22 protein-coding genes are annotated in these 24,081 nt (G+C 42.6%); 12 read left to right on the top strand and 10 right to left on the bottom strand.

The window, feature by feature from the left end:
- Window positions 1-38 precede the first annotated feature (38 nt).
- Window positions 39-1,583, top strand: a complete 1,545-nt coding sequence (locus ACE38W_RS08955) for a SusD/RagB family nutrient-binding outer membrane lipoprotein (protein ID WP_375830196.1) — start codon at window positions 39-41, stop codon at window positions 1,581-1,583.
- A gap of 345 nt (window positions 1,584-1,928) precedes the next feature.
- The gene (locus ACE38W_RS08950) at window positions 1,929-2,525 is read left to right on the top strand and encodes a hypothetical protein (RefSeq protein WP_375830195.1); all 597 of its coding nucleotides are present in this window, start codon (window positions 1,929-1,931) and stop codon (window positions 2,523-2,525) included.
- Between the two features lie 36 nt (window positions 2,526-2,561).
- Here ACE38W_RS08950 and ACE38W_RS08945 read toward each other — a convergent pair whose 3' ends face one another.
- On the bottom strand, window positions 2,562-2,966 hold the full coding sequence (locus ACE38W_RS08945; protein ID WP_375830193.1) for an NUDIX domain-containing protein: 405 nt from the start codon (window positions 2,964-2,966) through the stop codon (window positions 2,562-2,564).
- 38 nt (window positions 2,967-3,004) lie between these two features.
- Window positions 3,005-3,673, bottom strand: a complete 669-nt coding sequence (locus tag ACE38W_RS08940; RefSeq protein ID WP_375830192.1) for a Crp/Fnr family transcriptional regulator — start codon at window positions 3,671-3,673, stop codon at window positions 3,005-3,007.
- Between the two features lie 106 nt (window positions 3,674-3,779).
- On the opposite strand from ACE38W_RS08940, the gene ACE38W_RS08935 reads away from it, so the two are divergent.
- Window positions 3,780-5,486, top strand: coding sequence for a chloride channel protein (locus tag ACE38W_RS08935; protein ID WP_375830190.1), 1,707 nt, complete (start codon window positions 3,780-3,782; stop codon window positions 5,484-5,486).
- 147 nt (window positions 5,487-5,633) lie between these two features.
- Here ACE38W_RS08935 and ACE38W_RS08930 read toward each other — a convergent pair whose 3' ends face one another.
- The gene (locus ACE38W_RS08930; protein WP_375830189.1) at window positions 5,634-6,215 is read right to left on the bottom strand and encodes an NADPH-dependent FMN reductase; all 582 of its coding nucleotides are present in this window, start codon (window positions 6,213-6,215) and stop codon (window positions 5,634-5,636) included.
- A 133-nt stretch (window positions 6,216-6,348) separates the two neighbouring features.
- Here ACE38W_RS08930 and ACE38W_RS08925 point away from each other — a divergent pair, with 133 nt between their 5' ends.
- Together ACE38W_RS08925 and ACE38W_RS08920 are read left to right on the top strand one after the other, a co-directional pair.
- A complete protein-coding gene (locus tag ACE38W_RS08925) occupies window positions 6,349-6,702 on the top strand; it encodes a hypothetical protein (protein WP_375830187.1) in 354 nt (117 codons plus the stop codon).
- Window position 6,703: 1 nt separating this feature from the next.
- A complete protein-coding gene (locus ACE38W_RS08920; RefSeq protein WP_375830185.1) occupies window positions 6,704-7,384 on the top strand; it encodes an ATP-binding cassette domain-containing protein in 681 nt (226 codons plus the stop codon).
- Here the strand turns inward: ACE38W_RS08920 and ACE38W_RS08915 are convergent.
- Window positions 7,364-8,095: a DUF4184 family protein gene (locus ACE38W_RS08915; protein WP_375830184.1), complete on the bottom strand. Its 732-nt coding sequence runs from the start codon at window positions 8,093-8,095 to the stop codon at window positions 7,364-7,366. The two genes, ACE38W_RS08920 and ACE38W_RS08915, sit on opposite strands and share 21 nt — an antisense overlap.
- A 129-nt stretch (window positions 8,096-8,224) precedes the next feature.
- Here ACE38W_RS08915 and ACE38W_RS08910 point away from each other — a divergent pair, with 129 nt between their 5' ends.
- Window positions 8,225-8,749 carry a YceI family protein gene (locus ACE38W_RS08910; protein WP_375830183.1) on the top strand — a complete coding sequence of 175 codons (525 nt, stop codon included), beginning with the start codon at window positions 8,225-8,227 and terminating at the stop codon, window positions 8,747-8,749.
- A 30-nt stretch (window positions 8,750-8,779) separates the two neighbouring features.
- Window positions 8,780-10,030, top strand: a complete 1,251-nt coding sequence (locus tag ACE38W_RS08905; protein WP_375830181.1) for a DEAD/DEAH box helicase — start codon at window positions 8,780-8,782, stop codon at window positions 10,028-10,030.
- 127 nt (window positions 10,031-10,157) lie between these two features.
- On the opposite strand, the gene ACE38W_RS08900 is transcribed toward ACE38W_RS08905, so the two are convergent.
- The 6 genes from ACE38W_RS08900 to ACE38W_RS08875 all read right to left on the bottom strand — a co-directional run bounded on the left by ACE38W_RS08900 (window position 10,158) and on the right by ACE38W_RS08875 (window position 14,375).
- Window positions 10,158-10,745 (bottom strand): YceI family protein, encoded by a 588-nt coding sequence (locus ACE38W_RS08900; protein ID WP_375830180.1) that lies wholly within the window; start codon window positions 10,743-10,745, stop codon window positions 10,158-10,160.
- Window positions 10,746-10,858: 113 nt separating this feature from the next.
- Window positions 10,859-11,311: a MarR family winged helix-turn-helix transcriptional regulator gene (locus ACE38W_RS08895; RefSeq protein ID WP_375830178.1), complete on the bottom strand. Its 453-nt coding sequence runs from the start codon at window positions 11,309-11,311 to the stop codon at window positions 10,859-10,861.
- A gap of 224 nt (window positions 11,312-11,535) precedes the next feature.
- Complete coding sequence (locus ACE38W_RS08890; RefSeq protein ID WP_375830177.1) at window positions 11,536-12,276, bottom strand: 3-oxoacyl-ACP reductase family protein; 741 nt, start codon at window positions 12,274-12,276, stop codon at window positions 11,536-11,538.
- Between the two features lie 234 nt (window positions 12,277-12,510).
- Window positions 12,511-13,020 carry a DinB family protein gene (locus ACE38W_RS08885; protein ID WP_375830176.1) on the bottom strand — a complete coding sequence of 170 codons (510 nt, stop codon included), beginning with the start codon at window positions 13,018-13,020 and terminating at the stop codon, window positions 12,511-12,513.
- Window positions 13,021-13,039: 19 nt separating this feature from the next.
- Complete coding sequence (locus ACE38W_RS08880) at window positions 13,040-13,789, bottom strand: FecR domain-containing protein (protein WP_375830174.1); 750 nt, start codon at window positions 13,787-13,789, stop codon at window positions 13,040-13,042.
- Between the two features lie 202 nt (window positions 13,790-13,991).
- Window positions 13,992-14,375: a transmembrane 220 family protein gene (locus ACE38W_RS08875; protein ID WP_375830172.1), complete on the bottom strand. Its 384-nt coding sequence runs from the start codon at window positions 14,373-14,375 to the stop codon at window positions 13,992-13,994.
- A 589-nt stretch (window positions 14,376-14,964) separates the two neighbouring features.
- Here ACE38W_RS08875 and ACE38W_RS08870 point away from each other — a divergent pair.
- From ACE38W_RS08870 to ACE38W_RS08850, 5 genes are all read left to right on the top strand, one after another.
- Window positions 14,965-18,183 (top strand): SusC/RagA family TonB-linked outer membrane protein, encoded by a 3,219-nt coding sequence (locus tag ACE38W_RS08870; protein ID WP_375830170.1) that lies wholly within the window; start codon window positions 14,965-14,967, stop codon window positions 18,181-18,183.
- A 31-nt stretch (window positions 18,184-18,214) separates the two neighbouring features.
- A complete protein-coding gene (locus ACE38W_RS08865; protein ID WP_375830168.1) occupies window positions 18,215-19,993 on the top strand; it encodes a RagB/SusD family nutrient uptake outer membrane protein in 1,779 nt (592 codons plus the stop codon).
- A 117-nt stretch (window positions 19,994-20,110) separates the two neighbouring features.
- Window positions 20,111-21,649 carry an FG-GAP repeat domain-containing protein gene (locus ACE38W_RS08860; protein ID WP_375830166.1) on the top strand — a complete coding sequence of 513 codons (1,539 nt, stop codon included), beginning with the start codon at window positions 20,111-20,113 and terminating at the stop codon, window positions 21,647-21,649.
- A gap of 418 nt (window positions 21,650-22,067) precedes the next feature.
- On the top strand, window positions 22,068-22,964 hold the full coding sequence (locus tag ACE38W_RS08855; RefSeq protein WP_375830165.1) for an EboA domain-containing protein: 897 nt from the start codon (window positions 22,068-22,070) through the stop codon (window positions 22,962-22,964).
- 124 nt (window positions 22,965-23,088) lie between these two features.
- Entirely contained in the window at window positions 23,089-23,988 is a 900-nt protein-coding gene (locus ACE38W_RS08850; RefSeq protein ID WP_375830164.1) for a TatD family hydrolase, read from the top strand.
- Window positions 23,989-24,081 lie beyond the last annotated feature (93 nt).

Here is a 24,081-nt window from a genome sequence, read left to right as displayed (position 1 = left end):
TGATATTTCCTGAGACAAGTTTTGATTAAAATATATTTATGATGAACAAACATATTTCTAAAATATCTATCATTACAGCACTGGTAGCAGGTATTGGCCTCAGCAGCTGTACTAAGAAGTTTGATCAGATCAACACCAACCCAGATAAAGCTTCTACCGCTTCTTCCGCATGGCTGGCTACTAATATCCTGACTTCCGTTACATCTAAAGATATCGCCACCGGTACCGACTTCCGTCAGCCATTTACACTGGGCAAATACATCTGCTGGAGCGAATTGGTGAGCCCATATCAGTATAATAAATTCGACAGAGTTTCTTTCAATAGATTATTAGTACTGAGAGATGTTGACGCAATGGTCAAAAATACATCAAATGCTGACCAGAAAAATTCTTACGATGGCTTTGGTCACTTCATCCGTGCTTGGCAGTTCTTCCAGACAACCATGCAGGTAGGTGATATTCCTTACACTCAGGCCGTACAAGGTGCATCCGGTATCATCAAAGCTAAATATGATACACAGAAAGATGTATTCATCGGCATCCTGAAAGAACTGGACCAGGCAGATTCGCTGCTGGCAAAAGGTGTTGACTTCGGTGGTGACTTCATCTATTCTGGTAGTGTAGATAAATGGAGAAGACTGGCGAATAGTTTTCAACTGCAGGTACTGTTAAACCTGGTGAAGAAAACCAGTGATCCAGACCTGGACGTTATCAATAAGTTTAAAGCGGTTGCACAGCGCCCGCTTATGAGAGATTACACCGATAACTTTGCAGTTACCTACCAGGCTTCTGCAGGTTATTGCTACCCTTGGAGCAGCACCGCTGCACAGATCAACTCTTTCGTGATCTATCCAATGATGTCAAGCACACTGCTGGACCTGCTGAAAAATACGCAGGATAAACGCCTGTTCTATTTTGCAGAACCTTCTCCTGCCAAAACCAAAGCAGGACTGGTATCTTCAGATTTCAATGCTTATGTAGGCGTTGAACCTTCTGACGATTTTACTGCTACTATTTCTCAAAAAAATGCAGGTAACTTCTGTGATGTGAACAAACGTTATGTAGAAATGTACAATGCAGAACCTGTTGGTTTGCTGAACTATTGGGATGTTCAGTTCCTGCTGGCTGAAGCAACTGTTCGTGGCTGGATCAGCGGCACTGCTGCTGAAACTTACTATGAAAACGGTATCAAAGGCCACTTGTCTTTCCTGGCAAAGTATGCACCTGCATCATATGCGCATAACATGGCAATAGACGCTGCTTATATCAGCTCATTCCCTGCTACCGTAGCGCTTACTGGTACATCTGAAAATCAGATCAATCAGATCATCACCCAGAAATATATCGCAGGCTTCTTCCAGAACTCCGATTTCAACGCCTGGTATGAAAACAGACGTACAGGTTATCCAGTATTTAAGCTCAACAGCACTACTAACCTGAACGTTCCTCCAACCAGCTTCCCGCTGAGATGGATGTATCCTACCAATGAACTGAACTACAACTCCGACAATGTGAATGCGGCTATTCAGCGTCAGTTTAAAGGAAATGATGATTTCACACAAACCATGTGGCTCCTTCAATAATAGCAATATAACAAGGTTATCAGTTCAGTGGCAGTCTCTACTTAATAGAGACTGCCTTTTTTTATGTTTTGGTCAGGTAGATGATTCACTTTTTGAAAATCATTCATTGTTATTAAACACTACTGCGCCCTTGCCTGCATCGCTTGAAATTCATTTTATCCAGTCGAAATTTTTCCTTCTTTTTAAAAACAAATACTAACAATAGCTCGGAAACTTTGTATGAAATAGATTTAAAAGTGCTATCCTTCGAATTATCAATTGAATATTTTATTTCTGATGTATTTTGGACGGCTTGTACTGGAAAAGAATTTCATTTTTAGAGGCTAGTCAGTTATATTCGTCTTAATGAAGACCAGCTATCCTATATTGTTCGAAGTACATCTCACCATTTCTGAAATTACCCAGGAACGTATAGCGTCATTTTCTGATTGTTGCAACCGGTTGTCGGCTCGTCCTTTACTGATCGAGCTTTCCAAAGGCGCCTGTATGCAGCAGCCGATGTTATATGCAGTCTTACCTACTAATTCTTATTCGGAAGTATTAACGCAGTGTAATAGTTATAGAGAGAGTCTGGTAGCAAATAATTTTCCAGTAAAAAGAAGTAAGATAGAAATTCCTGTAGACCATGCTTTTTCATGGATAGATGATGGTGATTATCCGCCTTATTTTGAATGGAGGGGAAAAATTGATTACATCAAACCGGATGAGTTGATGCGGCTATGCGAGCTTTACAATGTAAGGTTATCGCAGAATGCATTGCGCAATGATTCCGAAAATCGCTTTATTACTTTGCGGGAATATTCAGATGAAATACTGTTCCAGGCAAGAGTGAAGGCGGTGCGTAATACCCTCGCCAAAGGCGGATGGGCCCTGCAAAAGCAGCAGTCCGAATATTGCATTTATGATACCAACATCTCCCTGGATGAGGGATGGCTGGATTAGTTCAGTAATGTTAATAACTACGTATACACGATACTGTTAATCCACTAATCCATCTTCCCTTAATTTCCTGAATGCATTGATGACGCCAACAACCTGGTGCTCTTCCAGTTTGTAATCGGTTTCACTGAAGAATTTCACTGCCGCTATTTCTGCAGTGGGCTGTGGTGTTTGCTGTAGTGGGCAAATGAAAGCATGTTGCCTCATAAGAACATCCTTTTCGCCGAAGGCCGGCGCTTCCATGAAGTAATATAGTTGGAGTTGTTCTTTGTTGAGATCAATGTTGAGTTCTTCTCTGATTTCGCGGTGCAGCGCTTCCAGGTCTGTTTCTCCCGCATCCACTTTGCCTCCCGGAAGATACCAGGCGCCTTTGTTACGGCTGAATGCCAGCATTAGTTTGCGCTCCTTTATCACTATCAATCCTACAGTCTGAATGTATTTCATGCACACAAAAATAATTCATTCATGCGTTTCCGTTATACTTATTGCAGTAAGGCGCGCAACTTAGCCTGATCGCGGATGGTAATCGATTTTCCAGATACCGCAATAATTCCTTCCTCAATCCATTCATTGAGCGTTTTGAATAATGTCTCGTAAGTAGTGCCGGCATAGCTGGCAATTTCCTGGCGACTAAGATTACTTTGTATCGCCCCTGATTCGTCTGTACCGAAGATATCCTGGATTTTAAGCAGGGCGTTGGCCATTTTGCTTTTAGCACTCATGAACACCATGTCTCGCATGGCTTGCTCGGCCTTTTGCAGTTCTGTAGCATAAAACAAAACCATATGATAAGCCAGCTCGTGATTTACCAGGAGGGTGGTGTGAAAAAATTCGGCGCTGATAAAGCAGGCTTCCACATCTTCTATGACAGTGGCGGTTACTGGGTAAAAATGATCTTGTCCCAAGCCTCGGTGACCCAAAATGTCCCCCGCTAAGGCAAACTTCACGATCAGGTCGCGGTTATCCTCTCCCCATTGCTTATGTACCTTTACCTTCCCTGAATGGATAAAATAAAATCCCGTTACGGCTTCTGTTTCCCTGAAAATCACTGTTCCCCGCTTGAACTTATGAATGGTGGCATTGGTTGTGATCGCTGCCTGCCATTCAGGTAAACTGTATTTAGAAAGGAAACAATGGTGGTGTTGCTGCATATTTATACATGTATTTATTGCGATGGCAGTAAAATTATCTTAAAAATTAAGAAAAATTGTGAGATTTTATTGCCAAGGTAATATTTTTGTGATCAAATTCTAGTTAATGAAGCACAAAAATATGAATGAAACAATATCTATCGCTCCTTCTTTGGACGGTCGTGCCTATGACCCCGAGAAAACAGCAGTAGATAAAACCATTTCCGGAAGACTATTTTATCTGACCATACAGGCCGTGATAAATGCTTTTATTATCGGACTGATCGCCAAGGTACTGGTATTATTAATCAATCTAATCACGAATATTTCCTTTTACGGCAAGTTTTCTATTGCCGAAGCAAGTCCTGCGCATAACACATTAGGACTCTGGGTAATATTTATCCCTATTATCGGTTCTATCATTATTGGAATTATGGCCCGATTAGGTTCTGCGGCCATTCGCGGCCATGGCATCCCCGAGGCCATGGAACAGGTGCTGACAAATGAAAGCCGCATCAAACCGGTTATTACGATCTTGAAACCCTTATCCGCGGCTATTTCCATAGGTACGGGTGGTCCTTTCGGTGCAGAAGGCCCTATTATTTCAACGGGGGGTGCATTCGGCTCCTTTGCCGGACAAATCATGCGTATTTCCCCTAATGAGCGTAAAATCATGCTCACAGCAGGTGCTACCGCCGGCATGGCGGCCATTTTCGGCACGCCGGTAGCGGCCGTGCTGCTGGCAATTGAACTGCTGCTGTTCGAGTTTTCCCCTAAAAGTATTATCCCGGTAGCCATGGCTTGTGCTACAGGTACCGCTATGCACCTCTGGTTGTTTGGCAGTGGTCCGGTATTCCCTATGCCTGGATTATCTGCACCTACAGGGCAGGCACTGATATGGTACATTATAGGCGGCGCTATAATCGGCGTACTGGCGGCATTGGTATCCAAAAGCATTTATGCCGTGGAAGACCTCTTCGAAAAACTGCCCATTCACTGGATGTGGTGGCCCGCTATCGGCGCCATTGCTATTGGTGTTACCGGTTATTTCGCTCCTTATACCTTAGGGGTGGGATATAATAATATTACAGCATTACTGAGTGGTTCCTTGCCATTGAAGATGGTGCTGGGACTTTGTTTCCTGAAATTTATTTCCTGGTCTGTCTCGCTGGGCAGCGGTACCAGCGGTGGTACATTAGCGCCATTGCTGACTATTGGCGGCGCTACAGGTATTTTGTTTGGTATGATCGTGTTGCACTTCTTTCCGGAGAGTCAGATCAACCTGCCTACTTGCGCACTGATTGGGATGGCGGCAATGTTTGCCGGCGCAGCCAGAGCCTTGCTTACAGCAGTGATCTTCGCTTACGAGGTAACCATGCAACCTTACGGATTATTACCGTTATTAGGCGCATGTAGTGCCTCTTATTTCGTGTCTTTCTTCCTGATGAAAGGCAGTATCATGACCGAGAAAATTCAACGTCGTGGGGTGGCTACACCAAATTCCTATGAGCCGGACGCCTTGCAGCAATTGAATGTTAGCGATGCTATGGCAGCCGCTACACAGGAAGATGAAAATATCGATACAGCGGTTTACATCTACCCAACCGCCAAATTAAACCAGGCAGTAGAACTGTTAAGTACGTACAGCTTAGCTGTATTGCCAGTGTTGAACCCTGCAAATAATACGCTGATAGGCATCGTGACGCCCCAAACTATCTTCAACGCCTATACGGAATTCAGACAGGCCGGAGATCGTTATCAACAGGTGATTTCAATAAAGAGAAGAAGAAATAAATTACTGGTAAGAAGTAAGAAAATTTTTAATCAGAAATAATCTCAACCAGTAATGTGATGGGGTTACAAATCAGTATGACATAGGGATAAATAGGTAATTCTGTTCGCAAATAAATAAAATATTTGTGAACAGAATTACGTTCCATCCCAAAATGGTATGTAAGTGTGATGTATTAACTGCCTGTTTTTAAGCGCCCATCAAAGGTGGAGGTGTAAGAAAACTGATTGTTTTATTTCCCTGTACGGCTGCTGCCATGGCAGCTATTAGCGAATCTACCGCTGCTAATGTTTCCTTGTGGGTGATATTATCCGAATTATCAATCTTTGTTTTTACCGCAGATATAATCAGTTGCATCTCTTCACTAATCTTCGATTCGATGATTAATAAGGTCCCCAACAAAGATTTATGTGCATGAAACCCCGATGTGCCGGCCGTAATCAATGCCACAGGTTTTTGACTAAAGGTCATGTTGCCTACCGTCCAGTCTATCGCATTTTTTAAGACCCCAGGAACCCCGATTGCATATTCAGGGGAACATATCAACACCGCATCAGCAGCTCGCACCGCCTCTCTGAAAGCTGTTACTGTAACTGGTGGCTCGTCTGTATCGTTATCCGGATTGAAATAGGGCAGATCGGTAAGTCCTTCAAAAAATATAACGGATATTTTATCTGCATACCGCTTCGAAATAGCATGTATCAGTTGATGATTGGAGGATTTTGCGCGGGTACTGCCGGAAATCGCAAGTACAGAAATTTTTTCTTTCATAAGATCTGAAATCCTTTACAAGATAGGTATTGCGTTAATATCCACTTATCTCCTTTATCTATCTGCCTATAGATGATAAGAATAACGTCCATGGCATTGTTATTGTTAATACCCACGGTGTAATTTATTTTACATGAAACCGACCAGGAACCTGTATTTGCTCTGGCATTATTACCGTGCAATAAATATTGTCAATTATATTATTTCCCTGCTGATAGCCTTGTTAGCGGGTGCAGTGGCGCTTCCATCTGAATACGCTGAATTAAATGTAAGGTCAACATGTTTTGCTACCATTGAAGCGTTTATCATTTCTGTTTTTTCAGCTGGTTTCCTGTTATCATTATTTTCTTTCGGACTAAGACATAAAAATCAATACTATTTCTACCACAATAAAGGATACTCCAAATATCACCTCATTGGATTTGCATACGGCGTAAATCTGCTCGCATTTTTTCTTTTCCTGTTTATCTGGATAATATTTTTCTAAAATGGCAACACATACACTAGAAGCAGATAGTATCATTAAAATTTTTGGCACGCGTACCTTGTTAAGCGATTGCTGGGTGTCTTGTAAAACAGGTGAGATATTGGGTTTGATAGGACGAAATGGTTGTGGGAAGTCTACCCTGTTGAAAATAATTTTTGGTACTACTGATGCGTTGAATAAAAATGTTCGCATTGATGGGAAAACTTATCAATCAGCATTTGCATCAAATAATCACATCGCTTACCTCCCACAAGATGGTTATTTGCCCAAAAGCATTGGTGTTGAAAAACTAATTGATGTTTACCTGGAAGATCAAAGTGTGCGGCAGCATATTAAAGCGCATCCGCGGATACAACCTTGTCTGAAACTAAAGTGTGGTGAACTTTCCGGAGGTACCATACGTATCCTGGAAATATTGCTGGTAATGCACCTGGATGTAAAATTCGTATTACTGGATGAACCTTTTAATGGTGTAGAACCAATTTATGTAGATGAAATTATGGAGTTGCTAAATACATACCGCGAAACAAAAGGATTTATTATCACAGATCATAATTTTAGAGAGGTTATTACTGTTTGTGATAAAATCATATTGCTTCATGAGGGTGTTTGCAAGTATATAAAATCATTACATGATCTGGAAAGATATAATTATGTGCCATCAGGAACGTTTGATGAATAGCGTGTAAGCCGCCGCCATGGCGATATATCCATACATCACTCCTCCCAGAATTACTGCCAGGTAATCCAGTCCTTTACATGCAATGTAATGTAGTTGCTCGTTGATATATAAAATGAGAAAAGACAATACTGCTGTTCCTATCCAGAAAAAGAGTGTATCCTTTAACGTTATATGCGGTAAAGGTTTCTTCACCGGTATTTTAGAAAAATAATAAAACAGAATAGGTAGGCCGATGATAGATGTAGCATATTGCATCAGGTACCAGTTGGGCTGTGTACCGGAATTTTTTAGTAGAAAGGGAATATTTTGTACAAAATATCCTTGCTCATGTGTAAATGCATCCAGGAAGAGATGACTGAAAACCCCTACCATCACAGAACAGATCACCACCAGGAAATGCTTGCAAAAATATTGGTGCCAGTTAAAGAAGCGATATCGGCGTAGCCTCGCTGCCGCAAAAGGAGGCGCATAATCCATCAGCGGATACCGCCACCAATGATGCCAGGCATAAGCTATCAGAATAGCCAGCGGCAAATCATATATCAATATTCCAGGAAAATGATGACCATCATCAGCATATGGATTCAGCCTGAAAAAATATAAAAAATCAGGGACCATGCTCCCTATTATTAACCCGCTGAGGGAGGCATACCTTTTCGGTAACCGGTACAGTGGCGCCACGATCGCCGCATGGGATATAGTAAATGGCATGGCAGGTTCGGTTATACTTAATCTGACAGTTTATAGTATGACGGAAAATCGTCCATCATTTTCAGCAATTTATCCAATTATTCCAACGTTATACCATTTAATTTTACGAAATATTAAAAAAGAGGAACCATGACTACCTGGAAAATTGATGAATCACACAGCGAAATCGGATTCAAGGTGAAACACCTGATGATTACTAACGTAAGCGGCTATTTTACCCGCTTTAGCGGAGAAGTACTGACAGAAAGCGAAGACTTTCATGATGCAACGATCAATTTTGAAGCAGAAGCAAACAGTGTCGACACCCAAAACGGTCAACGTGATGAGCACCTGAGAAATGGCGAATTCTTTGACGCAGTGACCTTCCCGAAAATCAGTTTTAAGTCTAAAAAGATTAAAAAAGTAGACGGTGATCACTACAAACTCGTTGGTGACCTGACTATCAAAGGCCAGACCCATCCCATTGAACTGGATGTAGAACATGGCGGTGTAACCGTAGATCCATGGGGCCAGCAGAAAGCAGGTTTCGCCCTTAAAGGCCGCCTGCACAGAACAGATTATGGTTTACGCTGGAATGCTACCACAGAAGCCGGTGGCATTGTACTCAGTGATGAAGTAAAGCTTCTCATGGAAGTGCAACTGGTGAAATCTTAGGAATCACCTCATTCTTCTTATCTTTGGCGCATGAAATTTGAACAGTATAACATCTCGCCGGAGATAAAAGAGAGTTTGGCAGAACTGGGCTTTAAGCGCCCTACAGATATTCAATTCAAAGCCATCCCTTCTATCCTGAAAGGGGATGATGTGATGGCTGTTGCACAAACTGGTACAGGTAAAACCGCTGCCTTCGCGATTCCTGTGCTCCACCGCCTGCAACAACAGGAACTTAGATATGATAAACGTAAATATGAAGTGAAATGCCTGGTAATGGTTCCCACCAGAGAACTTGCCATTCAGATCGCCGAAGTATTTCAGAAAATTGCCCAATATACTGATCTCAGCATACTCGCCCTGGTAGGTGGTGTAGATCAGGATCCGCAAATAAAGATCCTCGAAAAGGGTGTGGACGTACTCATTGCCACCCCTGGCCGTATGTTTGATCAGCTCAATCAAGGTCATATAGATCTCCGAAGCGTTCAAACCCTCATCCTGGATGAGGCGGATCACATGCTGGACCTTGGATTTATCCGTGATATCCGCGATGTTATCAAACATATCCCCCGCAATCACCAGACGCTATTCTTCTCCGCAACGCTGGATAAAGACATTAAAGACCTGGCTTATTCCGTTGTGAATAATCCTATCCGTATACAGATTTCCCCACAAGACCCCGTTTCAAAGAATGTAACGCATTCCGTTGCCTATGTGGAAATGGATGATAAACGTTTCTTTCTGGAACGCCTGGTGAAAGAATTTCCAGATAGTAAAATCCTCGTTTTCGTTCGTACCAAAGTACGTGCAGAAAGAGTAGTAGCGGCAATGGAGCGTGTAGGTATCAAGTCATTGGCTATGCACGGTGGTAAAGAGCAAGATGATCGCCTGAACGTAATGGAAGAATTTAAAACAGGCGATGTGAAATTGTTAATAACTACAGACGTAAATGCGAGAGGAATCGATATCCCGAATGTGGATTATGTAGTGAATTATGATTTGCCAGATGTACCTGAAAATTATGTACACCGTGTAGGCCGTACTGGCCGTGGGGTACAGAAAGGTAAGGCTGTTTCTTTCGTTTCAACAGAAGAGAAACCACTGCTGGCAGAGATCCAGGAATTTATTGGTAAGGAAATTACAGAGATGAAAATCAATAAAGACGATTACCGCGAAACAATCAGCTTCTCTGAAGATACGCCTAATGACAACTGGCAGCTGCTGCTGGATCAGCATAACAAGGAAATGGAAGACGCGAAGCGCAAGAAAAAGAAGAAGAAATAGTCGTCTCCCTGCTGGTCGAAATTATTTAAAATACTGCTTCGAGCATAACAGCAAGATAGACTTTACTATAAATGAAAATGCCGTCTCTACTAAGTAAAGACGGCATTTTTATTATTATGAAATCAGCTTATTGTTTAACAATTTCAGCATTCACCAGGATATCCACAGTAGGAGCAACTGCATAAGAACCATTAGGCAGTTTATCAGCATACTTCAGACCAAAATCCAGGCGGTTGATGCTGCTTTTAGCAGTGAAACCAGCTCTTCTTAAACCCCAAGGATCTTTAATAACCCCGTTGAAGGTAACGTCGAAGGCTACACGTTTAGTAGTTTCACGGATGGTAACATCAGCCAGCATTACGTATTTGTTGCCTGCAATTTTCTTGAAGGAAACGCTTTTTACAGTGATAGAAGGATATTTCTCTGCGTTGAAGAAGTCATCAGTTTTCAGGTGACCATCACGTTGTGCAACACCAGTGTTGATGCTGTTTACGTCTGCAGTGAATTCAATTTTAGCGTTGTTGAAGTTAGTGGTGTCAGCAGTTTCCACGGTGCCACTGAATTTATCGAATTTTCCCTGAACGAAGTTAATTCCAAGGTGATTCACGCTAAATCCGATAGTACTATGAGCAGGATCAGCGGCCCATTTTACCTGAGCAAAAGAGGCAATACCTGCCATCAGTAACATTGCAGTAACTAAGAATGCTTTTTTCATGATGTTGTTTTTATTATATAAAGATTAATATCTGGAAGATGGTATAGTAGTAGAAACTCTTATGAAGTTAGTACTATTATTGTATATACAACAGTTGTGGCAAAAAAAAGGCCTCAGCCTCTTAGTTTGTCCAGCAGCCTATCCAGTTGCCTGGCTTCTTCCGGCGTGATGGTCTCTGTCATTTTCCGCTGATTATCTTCAATGAGCGGGTCCAGCTCAGCCAATAATGCCAGGCCTTTGTCGGTGATGTCTATTTCTACCTTTCTGCGGTTTTGTTCGCATTGTATGCGTGTCAGTAAACCTTTCTGGCGAAGTTTTTCGACAAGGCGGGTGGCATTGCTCATCCTGTCCATCATGCGCTCCTGAATATCCAGCAGGTTTAATGGGTTAGGGCGGCTACCACGTAGTATACGAAGAACATTGAATTGCTGGGAAGACAGGTCGTGTTGTTTCAGCACCTGCGACAATCCTACTCCCACCCAGCCGGCGGTGAATATGATGTTCAGCAATGCACGCTGATAGTCGTCCTTGAATTTATATTGTTTGAGTTCGTCTTCCAGTTTCATAATTACATCTGCAACTGTTGTCTATACAACAAAGGTAAGTGTATTTTTCTTATCTCACCAAAAAACTAAAAAAATTCCTGTTTGCTACTGACATAAGGTTGTCATACCGGGGTTGTTATTTTGTATTAGCAAAACACAATCAATATGTTATAAGTATATAAAACAACTGAGGCTGATAAAAGCGAATTGCCTTTACCAGCCTCAATTTGAATGACGAAAAGATATTAAATGTTGAATCCTGCGTCAATTGTGTGTTCGGTACCGGTGATGAAACTACTTTCCGGTCCGGCGAGGAACGATACCAGTGAAGCCACTTCGTTCACAGTGCCGTAGCGTCCCAATGCTGTTTGTGCCGCGAGAACGGGAGCAAATTCGCTGTTCGCAGGATTCATTTCTGTATCGGTAGGACCTGGCTGAACGAGATTGGCAGTAATGCCTTTGGAGCCGAGGTCTCTGGCGATACCTTTATTGAAACCAGTCAGTGCTGATTTACTCATGGCATACAGTACACCACCCGGAAAAGCAACTCTATCGGCCATATTGCTGCCAATAGTAATGATACGGCCTCCTGACGGCATATGACGCGCTGCTTCCTGTGTGGCCACAAACACTGCACGGGTATTCACTGCCATCATATGATCATATTCTTCCAACGTATAATCTTCCAGCATCTTATGTGTATATGTACCGGCGTTATTAACGAGAATGTCTATACGACCAAACTCCTTCACTGCCAGGAGTATCGCATCACGGATTTCAGTAGCAGAAGCGCTGTCCGCTTTTATGGCTTTCCCCTTCCTGCCATGATTTTCTATGGATTTAAGTACTTCTTCCGCGCGTTGTTCGCTTTGTGCGTAGGTGATTATCACATCGGCTCCTTCTGAAGCTAATCTGTTTGCAATGGCAGCACCAATACCACGACTACCACCCGTAACTAAAGCAACTTTGCTATCTAACCTTTTCATAATTTCTTGTTTTATGCTGTAAAGGTAGGAGCCGATGGAATGCTGGAAAAGACGGGTGAAAATTGTCAAATACTAACCAAAATGTTAGTTTTTGATCAGAAGGGTGTTTTATTTTTAAATCTTTTGTCTGGCATACAAAAAACAAAAAGTAAGGTCCGCCAAAGGCGGACCTTACTTTTTGGGGAGAGCAGTTGCCTGGCGCCGCCACTCAATCCCCGGAGGGAAATAAATTATCTACAAATATTTCTCTTTAATAACTTTAAAATGGTGCAATTGATGACCGATAATAGTGAAACCCATTGCCAGCACACTCATCTCATATTTCCAACATACCCCTACTCTTAATAATACCGGATCACTAAAAGTAGCATACATATTTTCTGTAGCTGCTCTCAAAACTTTCAGCTCCTGCATCAGGCTTTCCAGTGTGCGGGTTTGTGTAAGTCCGCCAGCAGCGTATTTGTCTTGGTCGAAGCCTGCCAGTGGCCCACGCTCTTTACGCGCAAAGCTCATGGCGCGATAGAGATGTACACGCTCTGTATCTGTTATATGAAGAATGACGTCCTTTAAAGTCCATTTGCCAGGTGCATAGGCAAAATCACCTCTCAATTCATGACGTGCAGGATTGAATTTATCTAGTTCTTCTTTCGCATATTGAAATGCTTCCTGCAGGGTTACATCCGGAACAAGATCTATATACCGATCATAATAATGGGGAGCAGGAAAAATGGCTGTTTTCTTCATGATTGTAAATTCAGGGTACTTAATTTTCTTGTATTAAAGTACTAATCTTTTCCCGCAACTCCGTACCTGATTTTATTTTTTCTGTCCAATTTAACACCTCTTTGAGGTCAACCGGAGCAGTGGTGAAGTCATCATCAGCATTGTAAATGGCTGCAGTGCCGGGTTTTAGTGTAACGGTAGTTCGTTGGTCTGTTACCTGCAGGCTCCCTCTTACCAATATCGTTTTGACATGTTCACGATCATAAGTGATTACATCGAAGTCGGCATTGGCAGTAATAATATCTGTAACTGGCGTATGAACGGTGAGTACGGAAGTATCGTTTGGCAATAATCGGAAATAGGCTTCTCCATCTACAAATAGTTGCTTTTTACGGCCAGCGGTCACAAATTTGAAGCGTAGCGTGGTTTTGCTATTCAGAAAAATCTGTGTGCCATCCGCCATGATCAGCGTGTATTTTCTGCCTTCGGGCACATACAGTGTATTCCACGACGTTACCCCAATACTTTTAGGAGAATAGGTGACACCTGACGGTGACGAATATACGACGGCATCAGGTGTTTGTGTAATATGATAGGACGTATCGGTAAGGTCGATCGTTTGTCCTCCGGCTAGTGTTAGTAAAATCTTATCGTTGACGGATGTTTCACGCTGTTGAATGGCAATATAAGCTGGTCGTTGTACCCACCACCATATGGCGGATATCACAGCAAGAATACTGATAATCGTTATCCACACAGCCGGAGTGGCCTGTTGCGGACGTTTTTCCATTGGCTGGTAATTACAGGTTTACAATAACTTTGTATAATAATGTCCTGAAAGTACAAATTGGATTGGATATTCGTCCTTCTTCCGTGTTAGAATCCTGTTAAAAAGCAGTTTGGACGATAAAAATGAAAAGCCCGAAGTTATTCTACCATAGAATAACTTCGGGCCTTCCTGTCTGATGGCCTGCAATAACACCGCAGGAGAATTATCTTGCTTTGCTTAGTTGCTTTTTTGCGTAGAAGTAATTGATCAGCAATACTGCTATACATATAAACAAGCCGAAGAACTCTCTGGTTTCTTCAATCCAGGGCTTGGTAGCTTTCATCGTTTGCGCAATATTCTCCGCCTGATGCTGTGATAACCAATCTACTACACCATCCTTTGTGAAGAATAAATAGATCGCATATACGAAATAGATGAAGATGCCTGTCAGATACCATTTAGGATAAAAATTTTTCCTGGCAGACTGCCAGCAGAAATAAGAAGCATAAAGATAAATGGGCATCCATACATAAGGATCAGGATCGTTGTACTGTAAGCCAGCAAAGATGATAAACACAACGCAGAAAAAAATATTGAAGACTTTCATCACTAAATGATTAATGACTAAACATACATAAAAAGGTATTTAGTTGAAATGATTTTATGTCAAGCGGACAATTATTTAATGAAAGCGAGCTGATTACAAAAAAATTAAAAAAATGTTAAAAGGAGCTTGTTTGAGTTAAATTATATTTATAAATTAGTCGGCGAAAGACTTATAAAATTCCACGTGAGAACCAAAATCTGAGGAGATAGATTTAATTAGCAATACACAGAGCGAGCGTTATTTCTCACAACATTTTTTTTAGACACAACTGGTTTGTTTCCATCATCGTAAAAAAACGTAATTGTTTTCTATGAGCTGAATTGGTGTTGGCATATACATAGTACGCATGCTAATAGCCACCATTTTTTATACGGGTATATTATAATTGTCACTTACACAATTAATTGACATCGCCAGATGCTGCATCTGATCTGGCGGTAGAGGCAATTTATTGTCAATTGATGAGCTGCTTTGTTATGCAAAATAACAAGGCCAGGACATCCTATGCGCAATCGTAAGTGAGGATGAGATATAAAAGACAGGTACTCTATTTATTCATTTTTCTTAAACGTCACCCTTAAACCACGTTATGAAAAAACATTTTTACCAGGCGCTTGCCGTGCTATGCGGTATATTGCTATTGCTAGCCGGTACTAACGTTTACGCACAAACGAAAATTACAGGTAAGGTAACTGATAAGGCATCAGGAAACCCTATACCTGGCGTAACTGTAGTCGTTAAAGGCACCAACCGCGGTACTGCCACAGATCCCAATGGTGCTTTCTCTATTCAAGCAAAACCAGGAGATGTACTCATAACTTCTTTTGTTGGATACGACCCTCAAGAAGTTACCGTAGGCAACGGCCCCATCGCTGTTCATCTCTCCGAAAAAATCGGATCCCTCGAAGAAGTAGTTGTTACCGGTTACTCCAGTCAGAAAAAGAAAGACCTGACAGGAGCAGTTTCCATCGTGAAAGTGGATAACCTTACCAAACAACCAACTGCTCAGATCTCTAACCAATTACAAGGTCAGGTATCAGGTATTACCGTACTCGGTACCGGTCAGCCAGGACAAGAACCACAGGTGCAAATTCGTGGTGTGAATACCTTCGGTGTTAACACTCCACTCTATGTTGTAGATGGTGTGCCTATCAACAGCCTCGTAGATCTAAACCCTAACGATGTTGCCACCATGCAGGTGCTGAAAGATGCCGGCGCCGCTTCTATATATGGTGCACGTGCCGCTAACGGTGTAATCATCATCACCACCAAACGTGGTACCGGTAAAGTAAAAGTTTCTTACGACGGTTACTATGGTACACAAGTTCCAAAAGGTGGAAACGTATATCATATCGCTACACCTCAGGAACAAGCTGACCTCATGTGGACTGCCCTGAAAAACTCTGGCAAACCCCTGACATCCGACCAGTACGGTTCTGGCGCTACACCTGTATTACCTGATTATATCGCTCCTTATGGCGCTAAAGAAGGTGATCCATCTGTAAATCCAAATCTCTACTTCGTTAATCCAAACTATAAAAATCCAGCTGATGTAGATAATTTCTATCGCATCAATAAAGCTAATAAAGCAGGTACCGACTGGTTCCACGAAATCTTCAAACCTGCGCCTATCACCAGCCATAACCTTTCTGTTGCAGGCGGTGGTGATATCGGTAACTACTATTTCTCTTTCTACTACTTCAATCAGCAAGGAACGCTAACTAATACATATAACAAACGTTATGCAGTACGTTCCAACTCTAACTTCAACATCACTGATCATATCCGTGTTGGTGAAAATATGGAGTACTCTGTTATCAGCAACCCGCAAATCGGTATCCTCCAGGAAGGTAGCGGTATTGGTATGGCTTTCCGTGAAATGCCTATCATTCCTGTATACGATATCAAAGGTAACTATGCTGGTAGCGCTGGTAAAGAACTCGGTAACGCTCGTAACCCTGTGGCGATACAAGATCGTTTCGGTACCACCAAAACACTGGCTACACGCCTGTTAGGTAATGTGTATGCTGAAGCAGACATCTTGAAAGTATTCACGCTCAGAACTACATTTGGTGGTGAAATCTATTCTTTCAATAACCATAAATTTACCTTACCTGAATACGAAAACTCAGAAAATAACCGCGTAAACTCTTACAACGAAAACGCTGGTAATGGCTATGACTGGACATGGACCAATACCCTGAGCTTTCACAAAAACTTCAATCGCACACATGACCTGAAAGTGCTCATCGGTACGGAAGCTTTTGATGAAATGGGCCGTAACGTTGGTGGTACTACGCCAGACTACTTCACCTTTGATCCTAACTTCACAAACTTGTCTACCGGTACCGGAACACCAACCAACTACAGCAACTATAGCTCTGATGGTTTGTTCTCCCTGTTTGCAAGAGCAGATTATGCCTTCCGTGATAAATACCTGATCGGCGCCTTGATTCGTCGTGATGGTTCTTCCAGGTTTGGTTCTGCTAACAGATATGGTAACTTCCCTGCGATCAGCGGTGCATGGCGTATCTCCCAGGAGTCTTTCATGAAAGGCCTTACCTGGATAAACGACCTGAAAATCCGCGGTGGATGGGGTATCATGGGTAACCAGATCAACGTATCACCAAGTAATACATATAACTCTTACGGATTTAATAAAGAATCCACTTTCTACCCAATGGATGGATCTACCATTCAGAAAGGTTTCTATTGGAGCCAGATGGGTAACCCTAATGCTAAATGGGAAAGTAACGTAAACTCTAATATCGGTATCGATGCATCCTTACTGAAAGGTCATTTGGAATTTACGATCGACTACTACCAGAAAGTTGTAAAAGACCTGCTCTACAATCCTGAACTGGCCGGTACTTATGGTGGTGAAACCTTCCCTTACTCCAACGTTGCGAGAATGAAAAACAATGGTATTGACCTCAATATCACTGGTAACACTTACCTCACGCATGATCTGAAACTGGATGTAAGTGCAACGTTTACTACTTATCACAATACCATCCAGGCTATTTCTACAGGCGCCAGCTACTTTGATTCTGACCAACGTCGTTTCGGTAGCCCTATCATCCGTAACGCAGTAGGCCACTCTATTTCTGAGTTCTATGGTTATAAAATTGTAGGCTTCTGGAATTCAGCGGATGAAGTAAAAGCTGCAAACGATGCTGCTGCAAAACAATATCCTGGTATCTCTGCGTATCAACAAGATATCGGTGTAGGTCGTTTCAAATATGCTGACGTAAATGGTGATGGTAAAGTTGATGCTGCCGACAGAACTTTCCTCGGTGCGCCTACTCCTAAATTTACTTACGGTTTGAACGTAGGCCTGTCTTACAAAGGCTTCGACTTCAGCATGTTCTTCTATGGTGTTTCCGGTAATAAAATCTGGAACCAGATTAAATGGTGGACAGACTTCTACAACTCTTTTGCTGGTGCAAAAAGCAAAACAGCTGTATATGATTCCTGGACGCCTACTCACATGAATGCTAAAGCGCCTATTCAGGAAGCACAGTCTTACGCAAGCACTTTCAATGAACCTAACTCTTACTTCGTAGAAAACGGTTCTTACCTGCGCGCTAAAAACATACTCCTGGGTTATACTTTACCAGCAGCAGCGCTGAGAAACATCGGCGTTCAGAAATGCAGAATTTATGTACAGGCAGCGAACCTCTTCACTATCACCAAATACACAGGTGTAGATCCTGAAGTAGGTGGTTCTACTACTTCATTCGGTATCGATGAAGGTGCTTATCCAAACCAGCGTCAATACCTGGTAGGTCTTAACGTAACATTCTGATAGCATTATTGAACAAGCAAAATTGAAACAGATGAAAAAGATTGCATATTCAGGTATCGCATTATTGCTGGCAGCCGGAATGTTTGCTGCCTGCAAAAAGTCCTTCCTGGAACGTCCTCCATACGGTGCGCTCACCGAAGAAATTATTGCTAACAAAGATGGTGTAAACTATCTGCTTGTTGGTGCCTATGCCGCGTTAGACGGCCAGGCACCTGGAACCTCCGCCCTTGGCGGTACTGGTAGTGGTTGGATGTCTTCCCCAACCAACTGGGTGTATGGTAGCGTTGCTGGCGGCGATGCACATAAAGGTTCTGAAAGTACTGACCAACCAGATATCAACGCCATCGCAACTGGTCAGGAATCAGCCACCAACACCTTCCTCAACGCAAAATGGAAAGCAGTATTTGAAGGTATTACCCGTTGTAATAATACCCTCAAATTCATGAAGCAAGCTACTGACATGACTGCTGATCAAAAGAAAGAGGTAGAAGCAGAAGCAAGGTTCCTTCGTGGTCACTATTATTTTGACCTGAAGAAAATGTTCAATAAAGTACCTTGGATCACTGACAGTACCACGGATATGTTACAGCCAAATGATAAAGACATCTGGCCTAACATCATCGCCGACTTCACCTTCGCTATGAACAACCTCCCTGAAACACAGAGCGACATAGCAAGAGTAAATAAATGGGCTGCACAGATCTATCTGGCTAAATGTTATCTCTATCAAAAACAGTATGCTACTGCATTACCACTGTTTCAGTCAGCGATCACCAATGGCCAGACATCCAATGGTAAAAAATATGACCTGGAGCCAAGGTTCGAAAATAACTTCGATGCCGCTACTAAAAATGGCCCAGAGTCAGTATTTGCAATCCAAATGGTGGCGAACGATGGTACCAACACTATCACCAACGCCAATGCCGGTGATATGTTGAACTATCCATATAACAGCCCTTTTGGTTGTTGCGGTTTCTTCCAGCCTACACAGGACCTGGTAAACTCTTATCGTACAGATGTTAACGGCCTGCCTTACGTAGATGACTATAATACACATGCTGTAAAAAGTGATATGGGTATTAAATCTGCCGATCCGTTTACACCAGATGCTGGTAACCTGGATCCTCGCCTCGACTGGACCGTTGGCCGCCGTGGTATTCCTTATCACGATTGGGGTATTTATCCTGGTATGGATTGGGTGCGTCAGCAAAATACAGCCGGACCTTACGCTGGTAAAAAAATGATCTACTGGCAGTTTAACCAGAGTTTGTATAAAGATGCACACTCCTGGGCGCCAGGATCTGCGATCAACGTAGTGGTGATCCGTTTCTCTGATGTACTGTTAATGGCTGCTGAATGCGCCGCGCAAACAGGAGATGGAGAAACAGCAAGATTGCTGATCAACAGAGTGCGTCACAGAATGATCGACCATCCGGAAAACTGGCTGCATAAATATGTAGATGATACCAAACCAATGGGTGGTTTCAGTAACGTAATGGCAGCAAACTATGTAATCGGCGAATATCCTGCAGGTGCATTTGCCAGCGCTGCTGCGGCACTCAAAGCAGTGAAGTTCGAACGTAAACTGGAACTGGCAACAGAAGGCCATCGTTACTTCGATATCGGCCGCTGGGATGATGGTGCTGATCTAATGAAGAAATTCTATGATTACGAAACCACTATCACTTCTGACCTGACCGGTTCGGAATACAAAAAAGGCAGAAACGAATACTTCCCTATCCCTCAAAGACAGATCGACCTCTCTACCAAAGGTTCTACCTCTGTGCTGACACAAAACGGAGGATACTAATTTAGTTTTTCATACTTGCCATACATGTAAATAAATGCAGCGGATTATTTCCGCTGCATTTATTTTTTAAATTCTTATTTGCTATTTTAGATCTACCCGAAAAACTACTTATTGCCAATGTCAGCTCAACCAAGATTCCACAAATGGGGCCTCGCACTAATTTTTATCTCCGCTGCATCCTTCGCCGTTTTCAGCGCTTGTCATGTGCAAACCAAAGAAGAGAAAGCCAAACAACTTGCCGACAAATACTGTGGAAGCTGTCACCTCCCGGTAGATCCTTCTATGTTGGATAAAATTACCTGGACGGATCATGTACTGCCAAATATGGCCCGCCGACTAGGCGTAAACGTCTGGGGCGAAAAGGAATATTTTCCTCCCATGCCTGGTGATAAGCCCGCACAAATACCTTTCAAGGAATGGAAAGCAATCGTAGAATATTATACGAGCAATGCGCCAGACAAACTGACGCCAGCTAAAGCCCCTTATCCTATCCAGAAAGGCTGGGCAGGTTTTGAGCTTGTAACGCCGGTAATAAAGGATACTACGCTGGCTTCCACAACATTGGTATCTGCAGATACATCTTCCGGAAATATTTATACCAGCGATGGTTATGAAAATACGCTGGTGCAATGGAATAAGAAACTGGAACTTTCCAATAGCTGGAAATGCTTATCACCAGTAGTAGATATAAGTTTTAGAAAAGATAGCGCAGGAAAGTCACAAGCACTCCTTACACAAATTGGTGATATGCGTGCCGTAGATAAACCTAGTGGTGTTATTTCTGAACTGGATATAAATACAGTTGATATTAAGCCACATGACCTAAAAGCATTTTTACAAAGACCCGTTCAAACGCTTACCGCGGATTTTGATAAGGATGGATTGATGGACATGATTAGTTGCTCATTTGGTCATAACACTGGCGGACTATATTTATTAAAAAAATTACCTACCGGGAAATATGATGAGCATCCAATTTTGGAATTGCCAGGGGCTATACACGCCGTGGTGGACGATTTTAACAAGGATGGCTGGCCTGATCTGATGGTGTTGTTTGCCGCTGCCAAAGAAGGAATCTGGTTATTTGAGAACGATCATAAAGGCGGATTTTCGAATAAACAGCTGCTGGAATTCCCGCCCATGTATGGTTCTACCAGTTTTCAGCTAATAGATATGAATGGAGATGGGAAGAAGGATATCGTATATACCTGTGGCGACAATGCGGATTATTCTATGATCCTGAAGCCTTATCACGGTGTGTATATCTTTGAAAATAAAGGAAATAACGAATATAAGCAAGCCTGGTTCTATCCCGTTAACGGCTGTACGAAAGCGATCGCTGGCGACTTTAATCAGGATGGCAAAGTAGATATTGCGACCATTGCATTCTTCGCAGATTTGAAAAATAATCCTTCCGAGAAATTCATTTTTTTTGAAGGAAAAGATAATGCGTTTAATTTTACACCATATTCACCTCCCATAGAAAGTGAAGGACATTGGATTTGTATGGATGCAGCCGATGTAGATAAAGATGGGGATGTGGATATCATACTAGGAAATTATGCAAAAGGTTTTATTATTCAGGAAGATTTAAAGCCTAACTGGAAGGAGTATCAGCCATTTATACTTCTCCGGAACACCTTAAAGCATCCTTAATAATAACAAAAAATCCCCGGGAGATTTGGAAGAGAAATAGAATAATATGTATATTACAGCCGTATTTAACTTCCAAGTCCATTAAAGTATACCGGGCATCGCTATGAAAGAGTAGTTTTCATAGGTGATATGTGATCATCGTCGTTTTTGTTTTTTGCCCGTATTTTTCCATAGATGTTATACCTGGTTGCAATTTGGCAGACGCCATCTGTCATGCACCTGTAAAAGATATTTAAGATATCCTGATGAATAATCAGGCTTTAGAATGGCGGAAGGAGAGGCAGTATTGCCTCTCTTTTATTTTATACCCCCTCCAACGCTACCATCCATCATAAAATTGCCTGCCAGGCTGTGGAAATACCACTTATCTGGTTATTTTTAGTGTGATATATTTTTTGCACCAATAAATAGGTTTGAAGTGACCGCTTATGTATATGACCTGGGGAAAGTGAGCCTGCTGTTATTTCAGCTCCTGCAGGAACAAGGTAATGAGAATGCCCGTCTATGGCTGGAAAAACGCCGCCAGATACAGGAATCCGACAATTCCATGCAGCAGTATCTCCTCACTTTCACCGCTATTCCACGTTTTATAGGCAAACAACCCGTGTCCGTTTCAGAAGAAACGGCCAACGCTTTACAAAAAGAAATACCTGAGCTTTTCGTATATGATTGGACGTTAGATAGGCTCGCCCGCGCATGGTGGCTATTACTTTTACCGGCAGATGATAAATCGTTTTATCTCCAACAGGTAGAAAACCTTTTCAACGGTGCCGAAATGAATGAACTGGCCACGCTCTACAGCGCGCTTCCTTTACTCGCCTATCCCGAAGAATGGGTGGCAAGGACTGCTGAAGGCATACGCTCAAACATTGGCCCCGTTCAGGAAGCTATTATGGTACGTAATCCTTACCCTGCCCAATACCTCCCCGAGGCCGCATGGAATCAGCTGGTAATGAAAGCCATCTTTACAGACAAACCTTTGCAATATATTTATGGTCTCAGTAATAGGGCAAATGCCACACTGGCCGCCATCATCGTGGACTTCGCCCATGAAAGGCAGGCTGCTGGCAGGTCTGTAAACCCACTGCAATGGCAGCTGTTATCCCAATTCCTGAATGAGGGCAACTTTTCGGATATTTCAAGGCTCTGGAATTCAGCCCTGAACGTCGAAAAAGAAGCAGCAGCACTCGTTTGCAGCCAAAGCAATTATATGCCCGCCAAAGAACTGCTGGCCCAGGCGCCTGAAATAAACCAGGAAATCAGCCAGGGTACAATATCCTGGAATACCATCGCTCAAAAAATATCCCTGCAATAACCAGACAATACCAACATTTTATCCAACTTTAAAACTATTTTTTATGTGCGGCATTCATGATTTGACAGAACACGATCTGCAGCCATTAACTCACCACCCTGCCTATCTAGATAAAATTAAAGGCATGCGATTTTTTGACCCGCATGTACACATGACCTCCCGGACAACCGACGATTACCAGGCCATGGCTGATGCAGGCATCGTCGCCATTATTGAACCCGCCTTCTGGCTCGGACAACCACGCACCGGTGTAGACTCCTTCCGCGACTATTTCAGCAGCCTCGTTGGATGGGAAAGGTTCCGCTCCTCACAATTCGGTATCAAACATTATTGTACCATCGGACTCAATTCCAAAGAAGCCAATAATGAAAAACTTGCCGAAGCTGTCATGGAAATTCTTCCTCAATTTATCTACAAAGAAGGCGTAGTAGGCGTAGGTGAAATCGGCTTCGATGATCAAACACCACTAGAAGAAAAATATTATCGCGCGCAGCTGGAACTAGCCAAGGAAGCTGGATTGCCCGTTCAAATCCATACGCCTCACCGCGATAAAAAACAGGGAACCCGCCGTAGCATGGATATTGCCATCGAACATGGCCTTGATCCACAAATGGTCATCGTAGACCATAATAACGAAGAAACCGTGAAAGAAGTACTGGACAGAGGCTTCTGGGCAGCATTCACCATTTACCCTTTTACCAAAATGGGAAATGAACGCATGGTGGATATTGTTAAACAATATGGCAGCCGGAAAATAATGGTTAACTCAGCTGCTGATTGGGGTATCAGCGACCCATTAGCTGTTCCTAAAACAGCAGCATTGATGCACGAAAGTGGTATTGACTCGAATGATATTCATTTGGTAACTTACGCCAATGCTGTAAGGGCATTTGCCCAAAGTGGCCAGATAAATGAGTCCGATTTTGGAATTGCTACAGATCAAAGTGAAAAATTCAATGGGAGTACTGTTTTACGTGGAGGGCAACAACCAAGAATCAATAAAAATACAACCATCATCCGGTAAAGCCCTGTACATACACATGTATCGGCCTGAGACCATGAAAATCCATTATTGAGGTGAGTTATATTACAAGTAAATTGTTAGGATACCTACGTC

The organism is Chitinophaga sp. Hz27, from assembly GCF_042263525.1.
GTDB lineage: Bacteria > Bacteroidota > Bacteroidia > Chitinophagales > Chitinophagaceae > Chitinophaga.
The sequence above is the reverse complement of the archived record's forward strand: the minus strand, read 5'-3'. Positions and strand labels throughout refer to the sequence as shown.